At 46.5% G+C, this 18,577-nt stretch carries 18 protein-coding genes and 2 tRNA genes; 12 read left to right on the forward strand and 8 right to left on the reverse strand.

Translation table 11 applies throughout. From position 1 onward, the window contains the following. A partial coding sequence (locus tag GC130_RS28910; RefSeq protein WP_226940542.1) for a hypothetical protein occupies positions 1-329 on the forward strand: 329 nt, incomplete at its 5' end. Here GC130_RS28910 and cfa read toward each other — a convergent pair. The 4 genes from cfa to GC130_RS18405 all read right to left on the reverse strand — a co-directional run bounded on the left by cfa (position 322) and on the right by GC130_RS18405 (position 4,353). After that, positions 322-1,464, reverse strand: a complete 1,143-nt coding sequence (cfa, locus tag GC130_RS18390) for a cyclopropane fatty acyl phospholipid synthase (RefSeq protein ID WP_151999814.1) — start codon at positions 1,462-1,464, stop codon at positions 322-324. The two genes, GC130_RS28910 and cfa, sit on opposite strands and share 8 nt — an antisense overlap. 29 nt (positions 1,465-1,493) lie before the next feature. Next, positions 1,494-2,612 (reverse strand): hypothetical protein, encoded by a 1,119-nt coding sequence (locus GC130_RS18395; protein ID WP_151999815.1) that lies wholly within the window; start codon positions 2,610-2,612, stop codon positions 1,494-1,496. Positions 2,613-2,708: 96 nt separating this feature from the next. Continuing rightward, a complete protein-coding gene (locus tag GC130_RS18400) occupies positions 2,709-3,161 on the reverse strand; it encodes an Hsp20/alpha crystallin family protein (RefSeq protein ID WP_151999816.1) in 453 nt (150 codons plus the stop codon). 148 nt (positions 3,162-3,309) lie between these two features. Continuing rightward, positions 3,310-4,353, reverse strand: a complete 1,044-nt coding sequence (locus GC130_RS18405; RefSeq protein WP_151999817.1) for a sodium:calcium antiporter — start codon at positions 4,351-4,353, stop codon at positions 3,310-3,312. A gap of 747 nt (positions 4,354-5,100) precedes the next feature. Here GC130_RS18405 and GC130_RS28650 point away from each other — a divergent pair. Continuing rightward, complete coding sequence (locus tag GC130_RS28650) at positions 5,101-5,250, forward strand: hypothetical protein (protein ID WP_193217907.1); 150 nt, start codon at positions 5,101-5,103, stop codon at positions 5,248-5,250. A 64-nt stretch (positions 5,251-5,314) separates the two neighbouring features. Here the strand turns inward: GC130_RS28650 and GC130_RS18410 are convergent, their stop codons facing one another. The 3 genes from GC130_RS18410 to GC130_RS18420 form a co-directional block, all read right to left on the reverse strand. Next, positions 5,315-5,737 carry a hypothetical protein gene (locus GC130_RS18410; RefSeq protein ID WP_151999818.1) on the reverse strand — a complete coding sequence of 141 codons (423 nt, stop codon included), beginning with the start codon at positions 5,735-5,737 and terminating at the stop codon, positions 5,315-5,317. A 580-nt stretch (positions 5,738-6,317) separates the two neighbouring features. Next, a tRNA-Arg gene (locus GC130_RS18415) sits at positions 6,318-6,391 on the reverse strand. Between the two features lie 10 nt (positions 6,392-6,401). After that, positions 6,402-6,490, reverse strand: a tRNA-Ser gene (locus GC130_RS18420). A 192-nt stretch (positions 6,491-6,682) separates the two neighbouring features. On the opposite strand from GC130_RS18420, the gene GC130_RS18425 reads away from it, so the two are divergent. The 9 genes from GC130_RS18425 to GC130_RS18465 all read left to right on the forward strand — a co-directional run bounded on the left by GC130_RS18425 (position 6,683) and on the right by GC130_RS18465 (position 15,348). Further along, positions 6,683-7,651, forward strand: coding sequence for a VWA domain-containing protein (locus GC130_RS18425; RefSeq protein ID WP_151999819.1), 969 nt, complete (start codon positions 6,683-6,685; stop codon positions 7,649-7,651). Continuing rightward, the gene (locus GC130_RS18430; protein WP_151999820.1) at positions 7,648-8,535 is read left to right on the forward strand and encodes a tetratricopeptide repeat protein; all 888 of its coding nucleotides are present in this window, start codon (positions 7,648-7,650) and stop codon (positions 8,533-8,535) included. The genes GC130_RS18425 and GC130_RS18430 overlap by 4 nt, the downstream gene beginning before the upstream one ends. A 91-nt stretch (positions 8,536-8,626) precedes the next feature. Then, a complete protein-coding gene (locus GC130_RS18435) occupies positions 8,627-9,805 on the forward strand; it encodes an acetyl-CoA C-acyltransferase (RefSeq protein ID WP_151999821.1) in 1,179 nt (392 codons plus the stop codon). Between the two features lie 66 nt (positions 9,806-9,871). Beyond that, entirely contained in the window at positions 9,872-11,182 is a 1,311-nt protein-coding gene (locus tag GC130_RS18440; protein WP_151999822.1) for a toxin-antitoxin system YwqK family antitoxin, read from the forward strand. 77 nt (positions 11,183-11,259) lie between these two features. Further along, the gene (locus GC130_RS18445) at positions 11,260-12,207 is read left to right on the forward strand and encodes a phosphoribosylaminoimidazolesuccinocarboxamide synthase (protein WP_151999823.1); all 948 of its coding nucleotides are present in this window, start codon (positions 11,260-11,262) and stop codon (positions 12,205-12,207) included. A gap of 18 nt (positions 12,208-12,225) precedes the next feature. Continuing rightward, entirely contained in the window at positions 12,226-12,603 is a 378-nt protein-coding gene (locus tag GC130_RS18450; RefSeq protein ID WP_151999824.1) for an STAS domain-containing protein, read from the forward strand. A gap of 6 nt (positions 12,604-12,609) precedes the next feature. Further along, positions 12,610-13,524, forward strand: a complete 915-nt coding sequence (locus tag GC130_RS18455) for a ribonuclease Z (RefSeq protein ID WP_151999825.1) — start codon at positions 12,610-12,612, stop codon at positions 13,522-13,524. Positions 13,525-13,531: 7 nt separating this feature from the next. Continuing rightward, complete coding sequence (locus GC130_RS18460; RefSeq protein ID WP_151999826.1) at positions 13,532-14,338, forward strand: queuosine precursor transporter; 807 nt, start codon at positions 13,532-13,534, stop codon at positions 14,336-14,338. Then, positions 14,338-15,348, forward strand: a complete 1,011-nt coding sequence (locus tag GC130_RS18465; protein ID WP_151999827.1) for a phosphotriesterase — start codon at positions 14,338-14,340, stop codon at positions 15,346-15,348. The genes GC130_RS18460 and GC130_RS18465 overlap by 1 nt, the downstream gene beginning before the upstream one ends. Here GC130_RS18465 and GC130_RS18470 read toward each other — a convergent pair. Continuing rightward, a complete protein-coding gene (locus tag GC130_RS18470; RefSeq protein WP_151999828.1) occupies positions 15,345-16,091 on the reverse strand; it encodes an RNA methyltransferase in 747 nt (248 codons plus the stop codon). The two genes, GC130_RS18465 and GC130_RS18470, sit on opposite strands and share 4 nt — an antisense overlap. On the opposite strand from GC130_RS18470, the gene GC130_RS18475 reads away from it, so the two are divergent. Then, positions 16,063-18,540 carry a BamA/TamA family outer membrane protein gene (locus tag GC130_RS18475; protein WP_151999829.1) on the forward strand — a complete coding sequence of 826 codons (2,478 nt, stop codon included), beginning with the start codon at positions 16,063-16,065 and terminating at the stop codon, positions 18,538-18,540. The two genes, GC130_RS18470 and GC130_RS18475, sit on opposite strands and share 29 nt — an antisense overlap. Positions 18,541-18,577: the final 37 nt, after the last annotated feature.

Below are 18,577 nucleotides of genomic sequence, written 5' to 3' on the forward strand. Positions count from 1 at the left end.
TGTCAGATAGAACCATGTGCTTTGCTTGTATATCTTTGAATGTCAGATACTTAAATATAAACAAGCGCACTGGTTTTATCTATTTTTCCTCCCCAATATTTCAACGTTTTATTAATCGAACTCAGGTTATTAAGAAAGTGCGGGATGCCGAAGGGTGCGTAACCTATTTTGCCGAAATAGACGGTGAAAACCGGGTTCACCGGGTTCAATTCGATGAGGATGGTTTCCTGTTGACAAAAGAAGCTGACCCGGTTTATCTTTATGACAAATCGGGTCAGGTTGTCGTAGAGGAAAGCTATGAAGCCAGTGAGCTATCGAACCTCACCTGACAGACGCATATTGGGCGGTCAAACCGGTGCTGAACACCAACTGCCAAAGCTGATTTTTGCGTGCCCTGAATGTGCCTGCACAACTTAGCAGATAGTAATTCCACATTCGGTAAAACCGTTCCGTGTAGTGATCCGACAGCTTGTGCCAGTTGTCGGCAAAGTTTCTCTGCCAGGCCATCAGTGTCTTGTCATAATCAGGGCCAAAGTTGTGCAAGTCTTCCAGTACAAAATGTTTTTCGGTAGCAGAAGATAATTGCGCCAGGCTCGGAATGAGCGCATTGGGAAATATATATTTTGAAAGCCACGGATCTGCATTATGCGCCGACACATTGGAGCCAATGGTGTGCAGTAAAAAAAGTCCGTCAGGTTTAAGGCATTTCTTCACCATCTTAAAAAACTTCTGGTAATTGTGCAAACCTACATGCTCAAACATCCCAAGCGACACAATTCTATCATACTGTCCTGTAAGGTCACGATAATCCTGGAGCTTAAGCTTCACAGGCAATCTATCATTTAGCTGGTTACCTAACAACAGCTGGTCTTCCGACAAGGTGATTCCCGTCACTTGCACATAGTATTTTTCGGCAGCATATCTCGCAAAGCTGCCCCATCCACAGCCAATGTCCAGTACAGACATGCCCGGGCGCAGATTCAGCTTTCTGCCGGTCAGGTCAAGCTTGGCTTCCTGGGCCGCCTCAAGGGTGTTTGCATCCTTCCAGTAACCACAAGTATAGGTAAGGTTTTTGTCGAGCATGGCGGAAAAAAGGTCGTTGCCGAGGTTGTAGTGGAACGAAGCACTTCGAAGGGCGTTTTCCTTCGACTGCTGGTTGTTGAGCTTTGTTTTCAGCAGTGCGATGAAGTTTGAAAAGCGCAAACTGTGGTACGAGGCCAGGCCCGCCTCTACTATTTTGGCCATCATGATATCAATGCGGTCACAGTCCCACCAGCCATCCATATACGATTCCCCTAACCCCAAAGAACCTTCGGACAGCACCCTTTCGTAAAACATTCGGTTATGAACACGCAAATCATGGCTTTCATGCCCATTAACAGCAATGCCAGCACCTGCAAGCAACCGGGTCACCTGTCTTTCGAAGTACCCGGCATGATTTGTCTTTATCAGGGTGGCTTCCATATTGGGTGTATTTTATTTGCTAATTGAATTCAATAGCGATGGAACAGAGCAATGCGGCCCCACTCAGCCAGGCTGTCATCTTTCACAAAGCTTACCTCGCCATTTTTTAACAGCACTGTTTCAATAATTTCATCTACGATATCGGGTATGGCAACTGACTCACCAGCTGGCTTATGAAAATATGGCAGCAGGCGCCCTGCCTTTACGTAACCTCTTCGGCTGAAATTTTTTTCGACCAGCAGGTGCAGCCCTCTTCCCTCTTCAGCCGCCTTCCACACATTGCGCAATCCTTCCGAGCGCAGCGCTGGTGCGGTTTCTCTGAACTTTTGAATGAGCCGATAAAGCTTTTTGCTATGGAAATCGCTGAATGCCAGCCAGGCACGGCGACACAAATCATCATATCCCTCCTGATCAAAACTCCCTGTTATCTCTCCTGCAAGCCGACTTGTGTTGTCCGATACACCTTTGTACTCAGCTATCAGTTCTTCGGTTCCAGCCAGTACAAAATCAGTGTCATTCCCGTGAAGATACTGGCGAAGATGCCTGTCAACCTCCTTGAACATGCTGCGAATGCGAACAGCTATTTGTTCGCCTTTGTCATTTTCGAACCCCTTCATGCCATAGCCAATGGAACTTCCAACTGCCGACCCGGCATATTCGTATTCTTCTACCATCTTTAACGGGAAATACTCGTCAGTCACCTCTTCATAGCCGTCATGAATTGCCTCAAGCAGGTTCGCCGATTGCTTGCCTAAAACCAGGACGTAAAACAGTCGGATGTATTGCCTGAGGTAGATCAGGTCTCTCACCTCAAAGCTATTGCCTGCTGTTACTATTTCGCTGACCTGAAATGGAAACAGCACTGACCGGTCAACTGATGGAGAAATGAAATAACCAACGCCATCAAGCGGATGAAGCCGATCGATAGAACTGCTCCATTCTTCTATTTTGGAAACCATCATTTCCTTAACATCTTCTCCGAGCTTCAGGCGCTTGATAAGCAACCTGGCTTTTTCAACCGCTTTTTTTACCATTTCAATATTTTGCCTCCGGCCCGGAGAAATCCGAAAGGTGGGAACAACAATGGAAATACACGGCTCATCTCTGACGCCAGTTAGGGCATCAATCCATTTGGTATCTACTTTCATAGCGCCAATCTAAAGAGTAAAGCAAACCTTAAAAGAGAAGACAGGAGAATATAATCACCCAAATGACTACCTCTCCTGCTTTCTCATTTTCCACACTCAGGAAACAGCAATTTTATGCACAGGTTCTGCAGGTGTTTCCTTCTTTTTCGGAAGGGAAACTTTCAGAATACCTTTGTCATACTTTGCATCGATTTTATCTTCCTTCACATTGTCAGGAAGAGAGAACGACCGACTGAAAGAATTATAGCTATACTCTCTTCTATAGTAGCCATCCTGTTCCTCTTTTTCGTCCTCTTTCTCCGCACTAATGCACAGTGCTCCATTTTTCACTTCAATGTTGAAGTCTTTGCGTTCCAGGCCCGGGGCCGCTACTTCCAGCAGAAATTCTTTGGGTGTTTCTTTAACATTTACTGATGGCGTATTAACTCCCAGCCTTGAGGGGAATAAGTCTCCATCGAAGTCAAAGATATCACGATCGAAAAGGGCCGGACGAAGCCAATCGGAAAGCAATGTTGGTACGCCCGCACGGGTTCTTAATGCTAAGCTCATAATAACCTCCTTGTTTTTAGTTTTATTGATACAGCTAAGCTAGATCAAAGCAGCGCAAAGACTAATGACTGAGGTCAGCATGAGCTGAGATTTTGGTCACAAAGAAACGGAAGGTTGGATCACCACTCCGGTGTATCTTCTTAGGATGCTAGCCGCTGTAAAATAGATATACCAAAGCGCCGAGGTAGATCAGAAAAATGAAAAGTGTGTCCCAGGTCAGATAATGGAGTTCTTTCTTTTCCACTCTGGTAGTGAGCCCGGCTATGGCTATGGCGTTCATGATGGTGATAGCAAAAACTGTCACAATATTCGCTTCCGAAGCATCTTTCAAAAGATTGCCCTGCGTGTAAAACAGGTCACTCACCGAAAGTAGCATAATATTAAAAATGTTGCTACCAAACAGATTGCCAGCTGCGAGATCGGCTGCACCCATCCGGGCAGCACTAACTGAGACGACAATTTCAGGTAAAGAAGAAGATGCAGCCATAAACAAAGTAGCCACAAAAGACTCGCCCAGCCCGGATTCTTCAGCTATTGTTACAGAAAATGAGGGCAAAGCCAACGCAGCGGCGATGACCACAAGGGCGTTGAGGGCAAAGTATAATATGGCCCGGTTAAGCCCTATCTCCATGTGCTTTAAATCTTCCTTTTCGGGTGTATCTTCTCCCCCTTCAAAAGACAGCTTCATTTGGGCTGCCTTTAATCTTGCCTGTTCCTTCAAACCATGGATGTTCAGCATTCTCATCGAAATGAGGTAGACAAAGATAAATGCGATGGAGGTGACTCCTATCCAATCCAGGATCACGATTTCGTTGGGTAAAAAAAGACCTATGCCAACCAGCGCAAGCAAAATGGTGCAGAGCGTTGCTGCCAGCACATGACTGTTGGCCAGCCTGGTGAAAAGTGGCTGGCCCGGCAAAATCGCATCCATTAATGAGAGGATAGACAGATTAAATATGCAGCTTCCCAGCACATTGCCCACGGCCATGTCGGCAGAGCCAACAATTGTCACTGAGCTTATGCCTATCACAAGCTCTGGCAAAGAAGTAACGGACGCCATCAGTATGAGGCCAATCCAAATCCTTCCAAGTCCGGTCTCTTTTGAAATAATGTCACCGTATAAGGATAACCTCCGTCCACCGAGATAGATGAAAAATGCACTTACCAGAAAACCTACTATTGAGAGCCACATAAAAAACCGTGCTATGTTACATTACTGCGCCACCGACCATCTACAGTCGTGATGTAGTCTGTGGCAAATGAGCGCCATTTTTCCCTTCAAGTACTTTATAGTCATTCAAGACAGGTGATCGGATTCTTTCAACTAATGTAAGCTGCTCAATGACACTTCTGCACTGCCCTCTAATATCAGAAAGGTTTTTCAGTGTTTTTGCATTCATCCAACGACATAGCTTCCGCAGCTTACCAGAGGTACAGTTAATCACAAGGAATTCGTTCCTGGCTTCAGCGGCAATAGCAAAACCATCGGGCCCCTTTGTACGCTACGCTTTCAATTGGCTTGTCATTTCTCCGGGAGACACATTTTTACCCCCCACCCTGGCCAGGCCGACCATCGGTGAATTTGGAAAAAAAGCGGTGAAGTCTTTTATAACCCGGATTTTGGCTCTCAACGGTTCGGTAAACCTATGTTGAAGAATCGACTCCGGCCATGACTCGGGTCAATGGAAACAGTGATTATGGTCACGGGTGTACTTTTTTCACACCAACTTAAAAGCACAAGTTCCCCATTGATCTGATGATGAAAATCCAACTTTCATGGTGATTGGGATCATCGCAGTTAATAGTTATACGGAATAACTTTATAAAAAAGGAAATTCAACCTGATAAACGTAAGCTATTGTGAACTATAGCACAAATACATTTACCCCGATAGCTGATGCCGCAAGATTTTTTAATGAGATCGAAGGAAATATTAGATATGAAGAGATTAGATATGAAGAGCCTTCTTCTAGCGGCAGAAAAGCGCAGCCAGGCAGAATGGAAAGGAACGCTGTCAAAAACCGGCAACGGATTCATGTGTTACGAACGAAGTATTTCTGATGCAGGGCATCTGCCACATCGGAACTGATAAAATCTTTGCAACCTTGAAGCAGAAGGAGACTTCTTTGAAACCGGCAAATACCATAGTTTCCTTATTTCCACTTCTTGATATACACGCCCAGAAAACCTAACAAAATTCCAATAACCCCAACAACCAACTGTAGATAGTGGAAAATCTTCAGTAGATACACTTGCATCATGATCCACCCGATTACAATAAAACCCTGATTGAATATTAGATTCGGATAATATTTATGGTCGATGATTGTAAAAACGAACGATAAGAGGCTAAGCATTCCAAGAGCAAAGAAAAGTATTAATCCAGGCGTAAAATAGCTATCAAAATTGGTGTCGGAAAGGAGCGAAACTGAAAGACCTAACGTTTCGCCACTTGAGTCAATCACTAATGCAGCACCACCATAACATGCGGCTATTCCCATGAGGCCAAGAAATACAGCAGCCCAAATTCTTGCCGATTTAACCTTTCTGTATATTTTGTAGGGTTTTGTGACCATTGCTATTGAAGTTTATAACAAGATAGCTCGTCAATAACAACCTTATAATGACGGCCATCATGAATAGTAAAGATTGTTCTCTATAGCTACAGGTCTATAATGGATTAATCAATAAACCTGTGGAGTGTGCCCCAACAGGAAGGTTATTCCATTCAGCGGATGTTAGACAACAAAGAAGCAAAACTGGTTCAATGCGTCCCGCCCGGTCGGGCTAGGCTTGGGCCTTTTGCTTTTTTATCACCACTCGGGGTATTGCGGTTAAAGGTTAATCCCCGAGACTTTTTGCTTGATCCGGACTCCCGCCCCGCCAGACAAAAGCCCATGCCTGACATACAAAAAAGCCTCTTCCTTGCGAAAGAGGCTCTGAATTTTCTTCGTGATCCCATCAGGATTGGATCGGGGGCGCCCAGCCGGGGGCGCCCAGCCCTGAGACCTACTGCTTAGAAGACTAGGTGTCCCCGACTGGGCGTACTCGACAGTGGCTCTATCCAGCTAAGCTCTCACGATTATTATAGAAAAGATAAAGTACGGACACAAAAAAAGCCTCCAGTGTCAACTGAAGGCTCTAAATTTTTCTTCGTGATCCCATCAGGATTCGAACCTGAGACCTACTGCTTAGAAGGCAGTTGCTCTATCCAGCTGAGCTATGGGACCTCAATCAATGCGGAGAGACCGGGATTCGAACCCGGGGTACCGGTTACCCAGTACGACAGTTTAGCAAACTGTTGGTTTCAGCCACTCACCCATCTCTCCATAGGTCTGTTCTGAAAAAGAGTTGCAAAGATAACGGACATTTTCTGACGGAAGCAAACCTCAGCACTAAAAAAATGATATTCTTTTTCCCCTGTTAAAAAATGTGAATTGCTAGCCTCCCAGCGTTCATTTTATATATTTGTCCCCACTTCCGGTGTTATAAAAGCTGTGGCATTGCCCAAATAGTGTTGTATGAGTTGGTATCAGTCGTTTGGATTACTTGAATTAACGTTTTGCCTCGTTTTTGGCATCCTCTACCTGGCCTACCTGGCCCGGGTACTTTATGTCGCCAAGGCAGTGGGAAGCTCCTCCAAAATAGTGTTGAGCAAAGTCATTCTCAGATCCATCTATTTTTTCCTTTTTATCGTCGCCCTCATGGGACCTTCCTTTGGCGACAGCAAGAAAGAAATCAAGTCAGTGGGCAAAGACATCTTCTTCTGTGTAGACCTCTCCGTGTCCATGGATGCATTTGATGTGCAACCCACCAGGCTGGAGAAAATAAAATTCGAGCTAAAAAACATCACCGATGCCTTCAACTCGGACCGCATGGGCATCATTATGTTTTCTAACGAGGCTTTCATGCAGTGCCCGCTCACTTACGACCAGTCGGCACTCAACATCTTCATAGAAACGCTCAACACCAGCCTTGTGCCCAACACCGGCACCGACTTTGGCCCTCCCCTTCGGATGGCACTTAGCAAGCTGAACGACGAAGAATCGCCCCTTACGCAGCAGAAATCGAAGATCATTATACTGATCAGCGACGGAGAGGACTTCGGCGAAGAAACTGACCAGATTTCGCAGGAAATAGAGCAAACAGGTATCAAACTATTCACTTTGGGCGTTGGTACCGACAAGGGGAGCAAGATATTGAGCCGAAGAGGCTTTAAAAAAGACAATCAAGGTAACGACGTTGTTACTCGACTCAATAGCAACTCATTAAAAGACGTGGCTACCAAAACCGGCGGCAAGTACTTTGAGATCAATGAAACTAAAAACGACGTTTCGAGATTAATAAATACAATCAATGAGATAGAAGGCGAAATGAGAGATGCCCGGCAGGTCGACGTTACGGCCAACAGGTACTATTATTTCCTGGCCATTGGACTGGCCCTTTTTGCTCTTGACTACCTCATTTCAGTGAAAACCATGAAAATATGAAGGCATTAGCAGGCATTTTATTGGTGATAGCGGTCATCATTCCGGGCGTGAATGACATCGCCACTGTTAACAAACTGAAGAAAGACGCAGAGAAAGCCTATTTGGCAGGGGACTATGCAAAGGCCACTCAGGCCTACACCATGCTTACCGATTCGTTGGGCGTATTGGAAGACAAGCTTTTTCTTAACCTCGGCCATTCACTTTTTCAGCAGGGCGACTCAGCACAGGCCTTCAGTCAGTACCAGCGCCTCATCAACACCAAGGAAAAAGACCTGAAGTCGCTGGCTTACAACCAAATGGGCATCATCAGCAACAAGCCAGGCGATAGGAACACTGCGCTAAGCTTCTTTAAGGAAGCTTTGAAGGCTGACCCCACCAATGAAGAAGCCAGATACAACTACCAGCTGGTGAAACGCCAGATCGCCGAAGACAACGAAAAAAACCAGGACGATCAGCAGCAGGACAAGGAGAAGAACGAAGAAAAAGAAGACGAGAAGAAAGATCAGCAGGACAAAGATCAGAACAACGATCAAAAGAACGAAGAGCAGAAGAAGCAGGATCAGGAAAAGAAAGACCAGGAGAGCGAGAACAAAGAGCAAAAAGACCAGGAGCAGCAGAGCGAAGAGCAAAAGAAAGAACAAGAAAAGAAAGACCAGGAGCAAAAAAAGAAGGAGCAACAAGACGCCGAACAGCAGGACAAAGAGAACAAAGACGGTGAAAAGCAGCCTCCTCAGATCAACCCTGATAAGCTGAAGGAGATGAACATCTCAGAAGAAAAGGCCAAGATGATCCTCGAAGCGATGCGAAACAGCGAGATTCAGTATATTCAGCAGAACAAGCGAAAAGGTGTTAAAAAGCCAGAAAGCGGAAAGCCCGACTGGTAAAGCCTCGGCTGCAGCCAACAGCCAGGCTGACATTGTTATAAGAAAAGCCGCCCAATACACCCCAATTCATTAACCCGAAAATTATATCATTATGCAGGAAGTAGTTATCGTTTCAGCAGTAAGAACGCCCATTGGAAGTTTTGGAGGCGCTTTGGCTGGCTTGTCTGCCACTCAGCTTGGCTCTATCGCTATAAAAGGTGCGTTGGAAAAGGCTGGTGTTGGCGCAAAAGAGGTCGGTGAGGTATTCATGGGCAATGTCATTTCGGCCAACCTGGGGCAGGCTCCGGCCCGTCAGGCGTCGTTGGGTGCTGGCATCGGGCAAAATGTACCCTGCACCACCATCAACAAAGTGTGCTCCTCAGGCATGAAAGCGGTGATGATTGGAGTGCAGTCTATCATGACTGGGCAGAATGAAGTAGTGGTGGCTGGCGGCATGGAAAGCATGACAAACGTGCCTTATTATATCCCAAAAGCACGCTACGGCTACAAATATGGTCATGGTCAGTTGATTGATGGCCTCATGCACGATGGACTATGGGAAATATACAATGGCTTCCCGATGGGCAACTGCGCTGAGAATACCGCCAAAGAAATGAAGATCACCCGGGAGGAGCAGGACGCCTACGCAATCAATAGTTACAAAAGGGTAGCAGCCGCCACTGAGGCCGGCTATTTCAAAGATGAGATCATCCCGGTCGAAATTCCTCAAAGAAAAGGAGACCCTGTTTTAATGAAAGAGGACGAGGAGTTCAAAAATGTGAACTTCGACAAGATACCTTCTTTGCGGCCTGTATTTGAAAAAGACGGCACGGTAACCGCCGCCAATGCGTCGACCATCAACGATGGCGCTTCTGCCCTGATCATCATGAGTGCAGCCAAAGCAAAAGAGCTGGGACTCATCCCCATCGCAAAAATCAGAGGCTTTGGCGATGCAGCGCAAGACCCCATGTGGTTCACCACTTCTCCGGCCCTTGCCATCCCAAAAGCGATGAAAATGGCTGGCGTTACTAAAAAAGATGTCGACTTCTACGAAATAAATGAAGCCTTTGCCGCAGTGGCGATTGCCAACAACAGAAAATTGGAGCTGGACCCTGCCAAAGTAAATGTGTTTGGAGGCGCTGTGGCATTGGGGCATCCACTTGGCTGCTCCGGCGCCCGGATTATCACCACGCTTAACAGTGTGCTACATCAGGAAGGTGGCACCATTGGCGTAGCAGGTATTTGCAACGGTGGTGGTGGCGCTTCTGCCATTGTCATTGAAAAAATTTAGCCAGTGAAAAATGAAAATGGCGCCGTAACGTTATCAAGCGGCGCTCATTTTAAATCCGTTTGATGCATGATGAAAAACTGCGTTCTATTTACCATGCTTCTCCTTCCTTTGGTGGTGGCCGGCCAAACCAAAATCACCACCTATCACGACCGAATCAAAGGCCTTAAAAATGAGGAATACTTTGTTCTGAATGCCGACAGCAGCCAAATAGATGGCAAGTATCTTAAATACAACCCGGAGGGTGTAGTCATCATCGAAGGCGATTACGTAAAAGGGAAGCGAAACGGCACGTTTTTTAACTACTACGACAACGGCAAGCTGCAAAGAGAAACCATCTACATCGACGGGTTAAGGCAGGGAGAAACAAAAGTGTATCATCCCAACGGCAACCTGCTTCAAATCGCTATCTTTAAAAACGACACGCTTTCCGGACAAATTATTTCCTATTACGAAGATGAGGTCGTCAAATCCTCCACTGAATTCAAAAGCGGCAAGCCCGATGGTGAGGTGGTGAATTACTACCCCAGCGGCGTTAAGAAAGAGGTGATCCACTACCAAAGCGGGCTACAGGACGGCACCACCGAAACGTTCTACGAAAACGGAACTAAAGAAACAGAGGCCTATTATAAAAAGGGGAAGCTGGATGGTCATTTTAAAACATACTATCCCTCGGGCACGCTAAAAACTGAAGCCTACAATGAGGCCGGGCTGCAAAACGGCACTTACAAAACCTACTATGCGAATGAGCAGTTGGAGTACGCCGGCACCTACGTGCAGGGAAAACTAAGTGGCGCTGCAAACGCTTTTTTTGAAGACGGAACACCCTCACAAAAGCTGGTGTACAAAGAAGGAGCCCGGGTAGGGAAAAACTACACTTACCATCCCAACGGCGCTGTGAAAACGGCAACTGACTACTCCAACAACGAGAAAGACCGCACCATTGAAGAGTTCAATGCCTCAGGTCAGCTTCTCTCCACTAAAACCTACAAAGAGGACGTCCGCTCAGGGCAGTGGACGCTTTACAATATTGCCGATGGATCATTCGTCAGAGAAAACTACATCGACGACAAACTTGATGGCAAGAGGACAACATATAGTTCGAAAGAGGTTATAACGGAGGAAGCCGACTTCAAGAATGGCAAGCAGCATGGTTTGACAATAGGCTACCACCCCAATAAAAAAACTGCTTACGAAACTTACTACGAATACGACAGGAAGCACGGTTCACACAAAGCCTTTGATAAGTCAGGCGACCTTATAGAAGAAGGAAACTACGTGAGAAACCTAAAAAATGGCACATGGAAATATTACGACCGCAAAGGAAGGCTGGAAAAGACGGTTACCTATAAACTGGGCAAGGTAATCAAGGAGCAATAGCCCGCCATCTGATCTCTGTTACATTTCAAAAAAGAAAATTTTTTAATACGCCACCCATCCATAAATTTGTCACCCTTATGGAAGCCCTCAAGGAAACCCAATTTCAATTCCCCGGCGTCACCGGTAAATACAAAGGCAAAGTGCGGGACGTGTACTACCTCGACCAACTGATGATAGTAGTTGCCAGCGATCGCATTTCAGCGTTCGACGTCATTCTCCCCAGGGCCATTCCGTTCAAAGGTCAAATCCTGAACCAGATTGCGGCCAAGTTTCTGGCACTAACCAGGGACGTGGTGCCGAACTGGGTAACTGCAGTACCTGATCCCAATGTCACGATTGGTGTGAAGTGCGAACCCTTCAAAGTAGAAATGGTTATCAGGGGATATTTGGCCGGTCATGCCTGGAGAGAATATAAATCAGGGAAGCGTCAGGTTTGCGGAGTGCCTCTTCCAGAAGGGCTAAAAGAAAATGACAAGCTCCCCTCTCCCATCATCACACCCACCACCAAAGCCTCAGAGGGTCACGATATGGACATTTCCCGGGAGGAAATCATAGCGCAGGGAATAGTATCGGAAGCCGACTACCTGCAACTGGAAAAGTATACACAGGCGCTTTACAAAAAGGGCTCAGAGTATGCGGCCTCGCAGGGACTTATTTTGGTAGACACCAAATACGAATTTGGGAAGCACGATGGCACCATCTATTTAATTGACGAAATACACACACCGGATTCATCCCGGTATTTTTATGCCGACACCTATGAGGCAATCCAGGCAAAAGGAGAGCCTCAAAAGCAACTCTCCAAAGAGTTTGTGCGGCAGTGGCTGATTGAAAATGGATTTCAGGGCAAAGAAGGTCAAAATGTGCCGGAAATGTCAGATGAGGTAGTAAACTCGATCTCACATCGCTATATTGAACTTTTTGAGAAAGTAACAGGCGAGAAATTTCAGAAACGCAGCTATGCTGGGGTTGAATCAACCATAGAGTCAAACGTTTTAAAGAGCCTTAAAGAAATTAGTAAGTAGAAGTAAACACATACACACATGAAGTATTCGTTAGACAAGAGCGAAAAATACAGCATCTTAAAAATTACGCAGGAAAAACTGGATACCTCTACTGCCCCGGATTACAAATCCGAATTTGTAAAGCTGCAAGCCGAAGGCAGCTCCAACATGATCCTCGACCTCTCCGATGTAAAATATGTCGATTCTTCTGGCCTGAGTGCATTGCTTGTTGGCAACCGCTGCTTTTCAGAAGCTGGCGGAATCTTCGTTATGATTGGCATGAACGACCACGTGGTGAAGCTGATTAAGATATCGCAGCTTGACAAGGTATTGAATATAGTACCTACCAAGGAAGAGGCAATAGACACGGTATTTCTGCATGAAATTGAAAGCGGACTCGAGGAGGAAGAAGAATAGTCTCCATTGAGCTTTGTATTAAAAATTCTTGGGTCAAATTCCGCCGCTCCAGCGCACAACAGAAACCAAACGTCGCAAGTACTGGTGGTTGATGACGAGCACTTTCTCATCGATTGCGGCGAGGCCACCCAACTTCAGTTGAAGAAATACAAAGTAAAGGCGACCAAAATCAATCATATTTTCATCAGCCACCTGCATGGCGACCACTACTACGGCTTGATAGGGCTGTTATCAACCATGCATTTGTATGGCAGAAAGGCCAGGCTCTTCCTCTATGGCCCGCCAGGGCTATCTGAAATTCTCAGTCTACAGTTCAGGTACTCCAACACCACACTGAACTTCCCCATTCAGTTCAAAGAATGGGTGCCCGGCACAAGTGAGGTGCTTCTGGAAAATCAGAAAATTACTGTCAGCAGTTTTCCTGTCAGCCACCGAATCGCCTGTAGTGGGTTTCTTTTTCGGGAGAAACCAAAAAACAGGCGGATTGAGAAGTCCTTACTTCCCCCCAACGTTACACCCACCTTTATCATTAAGCTAAAAAACGGAGAAGACCTGTTGGATGAAAAGGGAAACATCAAATACAAGAACAGCGAAGTAACACTTCCTCCCCGCCCCTCCTATTCATACGCCTACTGTGCCGACACGAAATACGACGAGTCGCTCATCCAATACATCGGCGGTGTCGATATGCTCTATCACGAGGGTACCTTTATGGAGGACATGAAAGAGAGAGCTGAGCTGACTTTTCACTCCACGGCAGGGCAGGCAGCTACCCTGGCACTGAAAGCAGGCGTCGGTAAGCTGATTCTGGGGCACTTTAGCACCCGCTACAAAGAATTAAATCCTTTACTGGAAGAAGCATTGACTGTGTTTAAAGAATCGTATCTTGGTATTGAGGGGACTGACTTTTCCCCCGCCTGACAAACAGATGGAGCCAACACTCAACAACAAACGAACCAACCTATTCATCGTTCTGAGCGGCATTTTCCTCACCAATGCCGTTGTTGCAGAGATTATTGGGGTCAAAATCTTCTCAGCAGAAGGCACTTTTGGACTGCCTCCTGCTCAAATTCATCTCTTTGGAGACTTTGTCCTCGATTTCAACCTCACGGCTGGTGCCGTCATCTGGCCTGTCGTTTTCATCACCACCGACATTATCAATGAATACTTCGGCAAGCAAGGTGTAAAAAGGATCAGCTACATGACGGCTGGCTTCATTGCCTACGTTTTTCTGGTAATCTACCTCGTAACGTTGCTCGACCCCGCCGCTTTCTGGCTCGACGTCAATGGCACCGACAGTGAAGGCCATCCATTCAATATCAACTACGCTTTCAAAGTTATTTTCAGACAAGGGCTTGGCATCATTATAGGGTCACTCGTTGCTTTCCTCATAGGTCAGCTACTTGATGTCTATGTGTTTCATCAGCTTCGCAAAGTCACGGGATCAAGAATGATCTGGCTCAGGGCCACCGGGTCAACGCTTGTTAGTCAGTTCATCGATAGCTTCGTGGTGCTTGGCATTGCTTTCTACGTCCTCGCTCCTGAAGGTGGTCGCTGGAGCCTCTCCCAGCTTGCGGCAGTAGGCACCATCAACTACATCTACAAATTCAGCGTGGCCATTCTGCTCACGCCTCTGCTTTATGTGGCCCACTACTTCATCGACCGGTACCTGGGCAAAAAAGATGCAGAAGCGCTGATTGAAGACGCTGCTGCGAAAAGTAAAGGCTTTTTCTGATGAGACTCTATTCCCTTTTATCGATCGCCGTCCTGGTTGCCTTGTCATATTGCACTCCGGCTGCTCAACAGCTTGAAGTCATTTCCGTCGACGGAAAAATGCCCACCAGTGAAATGGGGACGACACTCATCCACGAACACATCCTGGTCGACTTTATAGGGGCCGACAGCGTCGGCTACCACCGTTGGAACCGGGACAGCGTGATTGCCCGAGCGCTGCCCTTTCTGGTAGATGCCAAAGAAAGAGGCGTCGACACCTTTATTGATTGCACTCCAGCTTATCTGGGACGGGATCCCTGGCTGCTGAAAGAGCTCAGCGAACTGTCTGGATTGACGATCCTGACCAACACCGGTTACTATGGAGCGGTTGACAGTAAATACCTGCCTGATCATGCATTCACAGAAACGGCAGAGCAGCTGGCAGCAAGGTGGATTGACGAATACAAGAATGGCATTGAAGGATCCGGCGTCAAACCGGGCTTTATTAAAATCAGTGTCAATAGCAGCGTGCCGCTTTCCACCGTGGATCAAAAGCTTGTTCGTGCAGCTGCCATCACGCACCTGGCCACGGGAATGACCATTGCTTCCCATACTGGCCCGGCACTGCCTGCCCTGGAAGAAATTGCCCTGCTAGAGGCCGAAGGTGTTGATCCGTCTGCTTTCATTTGGGTACATGCCCAAACCGAAAACGATCTTTCTTATTACAAAAAAGCTTATGACCTGGGCGCCTGGATAAGTCTTGACGGGGTAGTTTGGGGTGTGGAAGAGCACTTGAAGCGACTAATCCATTGCAAGAAAAACGGCCTTTTAGACAAAGTATTGATTTCCCACGACGCTGGCTGGTACAGCCCCGGCGAATTAAATGGAGGCGACTTCAGGGGGTTCACAGCCATTTTTGATGAGCTCATTCCTCTTTTGAAGCAAAACGATTTTTCGGAAAAAGACATAGACCAACTGCTGCGGGTCAACCCGGCACGGGCCTTTGCTATCAATGTAAAAGCAGCCAACTAGCTCTTTGGCCTGCGTACATTGTCGCAAACTATGGCAGTAGCTACAGCTACGTTGAGCGACTCGGCACCACCGTGCCCCGGGATCGTAATAGGGTGGCTCACCAGCGGTAGCAAAGCAGTGGAAATACCATTTGACTCATTGCCCATCACAATAAGCCCGCCTTGATCGAACCTTTCACTGTAGATATTCTTCCCATTCAAAAGAGCACCATACACAGGCCCGTCATACGCCTTCAACAGCGCATACAGTTCCGTATAAAATACCTTCACCCTCGTCAGCGAGCCCATGCATGCCTGCACCACCTTCCCTGCGAACAGGTCAGTTGTTTCCGGAGAGCAATACACCTTGCCGATGCCATACCAGTCGGCTATCCTGATGATGGTACCAAGGTTACCAGGATCCCTCACATCGTCCAAAACAAGAGCAAATTCCGAGACAGCGGGTGTTTCAAACTGATAAGCAGGCATTTGAACAACTGCCAATGCAGCATTGTTGGACTGTAAACCACTGGCCATTTCCAGCTCCCGCTCCGAAACTATTTCGACCGGAATAGGTGCCAGTTTTAAAATAAATTCGTTTTCTGCGTAAAAGGAAGAGGTTACATACAGTTCTATGAGCGTGAAATTTGATTGCAGAACTTCGAGCACACTTTTGCCACCTTCTACCACAAAAAGCCCCTCTTGCTTTCTGAATTTTTTTAATTGCAGCGATTTAATGAATTTTGCCCTGTTTTTCGAAATCATTCCCGTGACGGCTTCAATCCGCAAATTAGTATTAATAACCATTATTGCTGCTGCTTTTTCGGGCACTTTATCTGGCTGCCTGGGAGTGAGATACCTGAAGGAGGATGAGAAACTACTCTACAAAGAATCGGTAGAAAACGCCAAGGGCCTGAATATAGATGAACTCGAAGCTCAATTCCAGCAAAAACCCAACCGGCGCACACCTATTTTTCCCTGGTCACTTTATGTGAATGTTTATTACTGGGGACAACACAGGTTCGATTCAGCGAAGTACCAAAGCAAGAAAGAAAGTGCAATTGCCAGGTATGACGCCAAGATTACCAAAGCTTTAGACAAAGGAAAACAGAAGAAAGCAGAGCTTCTTAAATCAAGAAAAATCAAGAAGGTCGCTAAAATTGACAAAACCCTGAAAGAAGGTAATTTATTCATGCGGTGGGGTGAAGAGGTCGCTGTTTTCAAGCCTGAATTGAGAGAGCAAACAGAGCAGCAGCTTGTCTCCTACCTTCAGTCAGAAGGGTATTTCAATGCCAGTGTTAGTTCATCACTAAAAGAGAAGGGAAAACTCGTTTCGGTGACCTATGAGCTCGACAGAAACAAACCCTATGTGATTGACTCGATATTTTACGGTATACCCGACCATGAGATCAAGGACATTGTACTTAACTCAGAGAATAAATCACTGTTAGTGAAGGGCGATAGATATCGCCAAAAGGAGCTGGCGAGTGAACGGGAAAGAGTCTATGAATCTCTTGTGAACAAGGGGTACTACAGATTCAATAAGCAATTAATTTCTTTTCAGGTAGACACATCAAGCCTGGGCGACAAAAAGGTTCTCATTGAAATTGGAGTAAAATCACTGGTAAAGGAAAATGATCATAAAAGATTTGTCATCGACTCGGTAAACTTCATTACTGATGCCAATATCAATATCCCTGGCGAGAAGCGAAGTAACCGGATGTATCATGGTGTTAACTATAGCTTCTATGAGGAACGGTACAACAAAAAAATACTTGACTGGAGGGTGTTCATCTATCCAGATAGTATGTATAGCAGGGCCAACACGTTCGAGACACAAAAGCAATTGGCTAACCTTGACATCTTCAAGTTTGTCAACATCAACTACGACACAGTAGGCACTCACTTTATCGCTAATATCTATACCAGCCCTCTTCAGAAATTCCAAACCTCAACAGAGTTTGGCGTCAATGTAAGTCAGGGACTTCCCGGCCCGTTTCTCAACGCCAACATAAAGGACAGGAATGTATTCAAAGGGCTGGAAATACTTGAACTATCCGGCCGGTTTGGCATCGAAGGCGTCGCTTCGCCCACTAACGTCAAGGACGTCTATTCCAGCAAAGAGTATGGAGGAAATCTTGCGTTAACCTTTCCACAGTTTATCACTCCGGCCTCCTGGAGCCGGCGCCGAGACCAGGGTCGACTCAACCCAAGGACACGGTGGCTGGTAGGTACAACCGTTACCGACAGGCGTGAATACAAACGAACCAACTTCAACTCGACCTGGGCATATATCTGGCAAAAGGACAATAAGCACCTTTTCAACCTAACACTTGCCGACGTCAGCTTTATCGACTCTGAATTGAGAAACGAAGCCTTCCGAGACCTGCTGGAAGACTATGCAAGCAGAGGTAATCTACTGATCAACTCGTTCAATCCATCTTATGTTGGCAGTACAAGTTTCTCACTGGCTGTCAACAACAACAGCTATGGCATTACTAAAGGCAACGCCAGCTTTTTCAGGGTTTTTGTCGAGACCAGCGGAAACACTCTCTGGTTTTTCAATGAGGACAATCTGATGAACGACCGGCTGGAGTACTACCAATTTTCCAAAGCTAATTTCGACTTCCGGAAGGTCACCAACCTTTCCTCGAAGCATGATCTCGCCTACCGCTTTAACGTTGGGGTGGCAGTGCCTTACGGGATAAACACAGTGCTTCCCTATGAAAAGTACTTCTTTGCCGGTGGCAGCAATGGCATCAGAGCCTGGCGCCCCCGGCGGCTTGGCCCGGGCTCTTACACGCCACCACTCAACGATAATCCAGAAAATGACGGACTTTACGACTACAGCTTCGAACAACCTGGTGAAATACTGTTTGAAACGAGTCTAGAATATCGCAGAAGGCTTTTCAGTTTTGTATCGTGGGCGTTTTTCATTGATGCAGGTAACGTATGGACGCTCAGAGATGACGCCACCAGACCCGGAAGCCAGTTCAAAGTTGAGTCATTCGCCAAAGAAATCGCAGTTGGCTCAGGCTTCGGCCTGAGGTTTGATTTTTCGTTCCTTATCCTCAGGCTCGATGCGGGAGCCAAGATACATGATCCTGCGAGGCCTCCCGGACAAAGATGGGTGTTCGATAAGCTGCTGACCAACTTCCCATTTGGCGAAAAAGAACAGACTATTCTGAATATTGGAATCGGGTACCCGTTCTAGTTTTGTGGTTCTCCTATATTTGCCATTGAATTGATAT

Origin of the sequence: Imperialibacter sp. EC-SDR9, assembly GCF_902498805.1 — a bacterium.
Classification (GTDB): domain Bacteria; phylum Bacteroidota; class Bacteroidia; order Cytophagales; family Cyclobacteriaceae; genus Imperialibacter.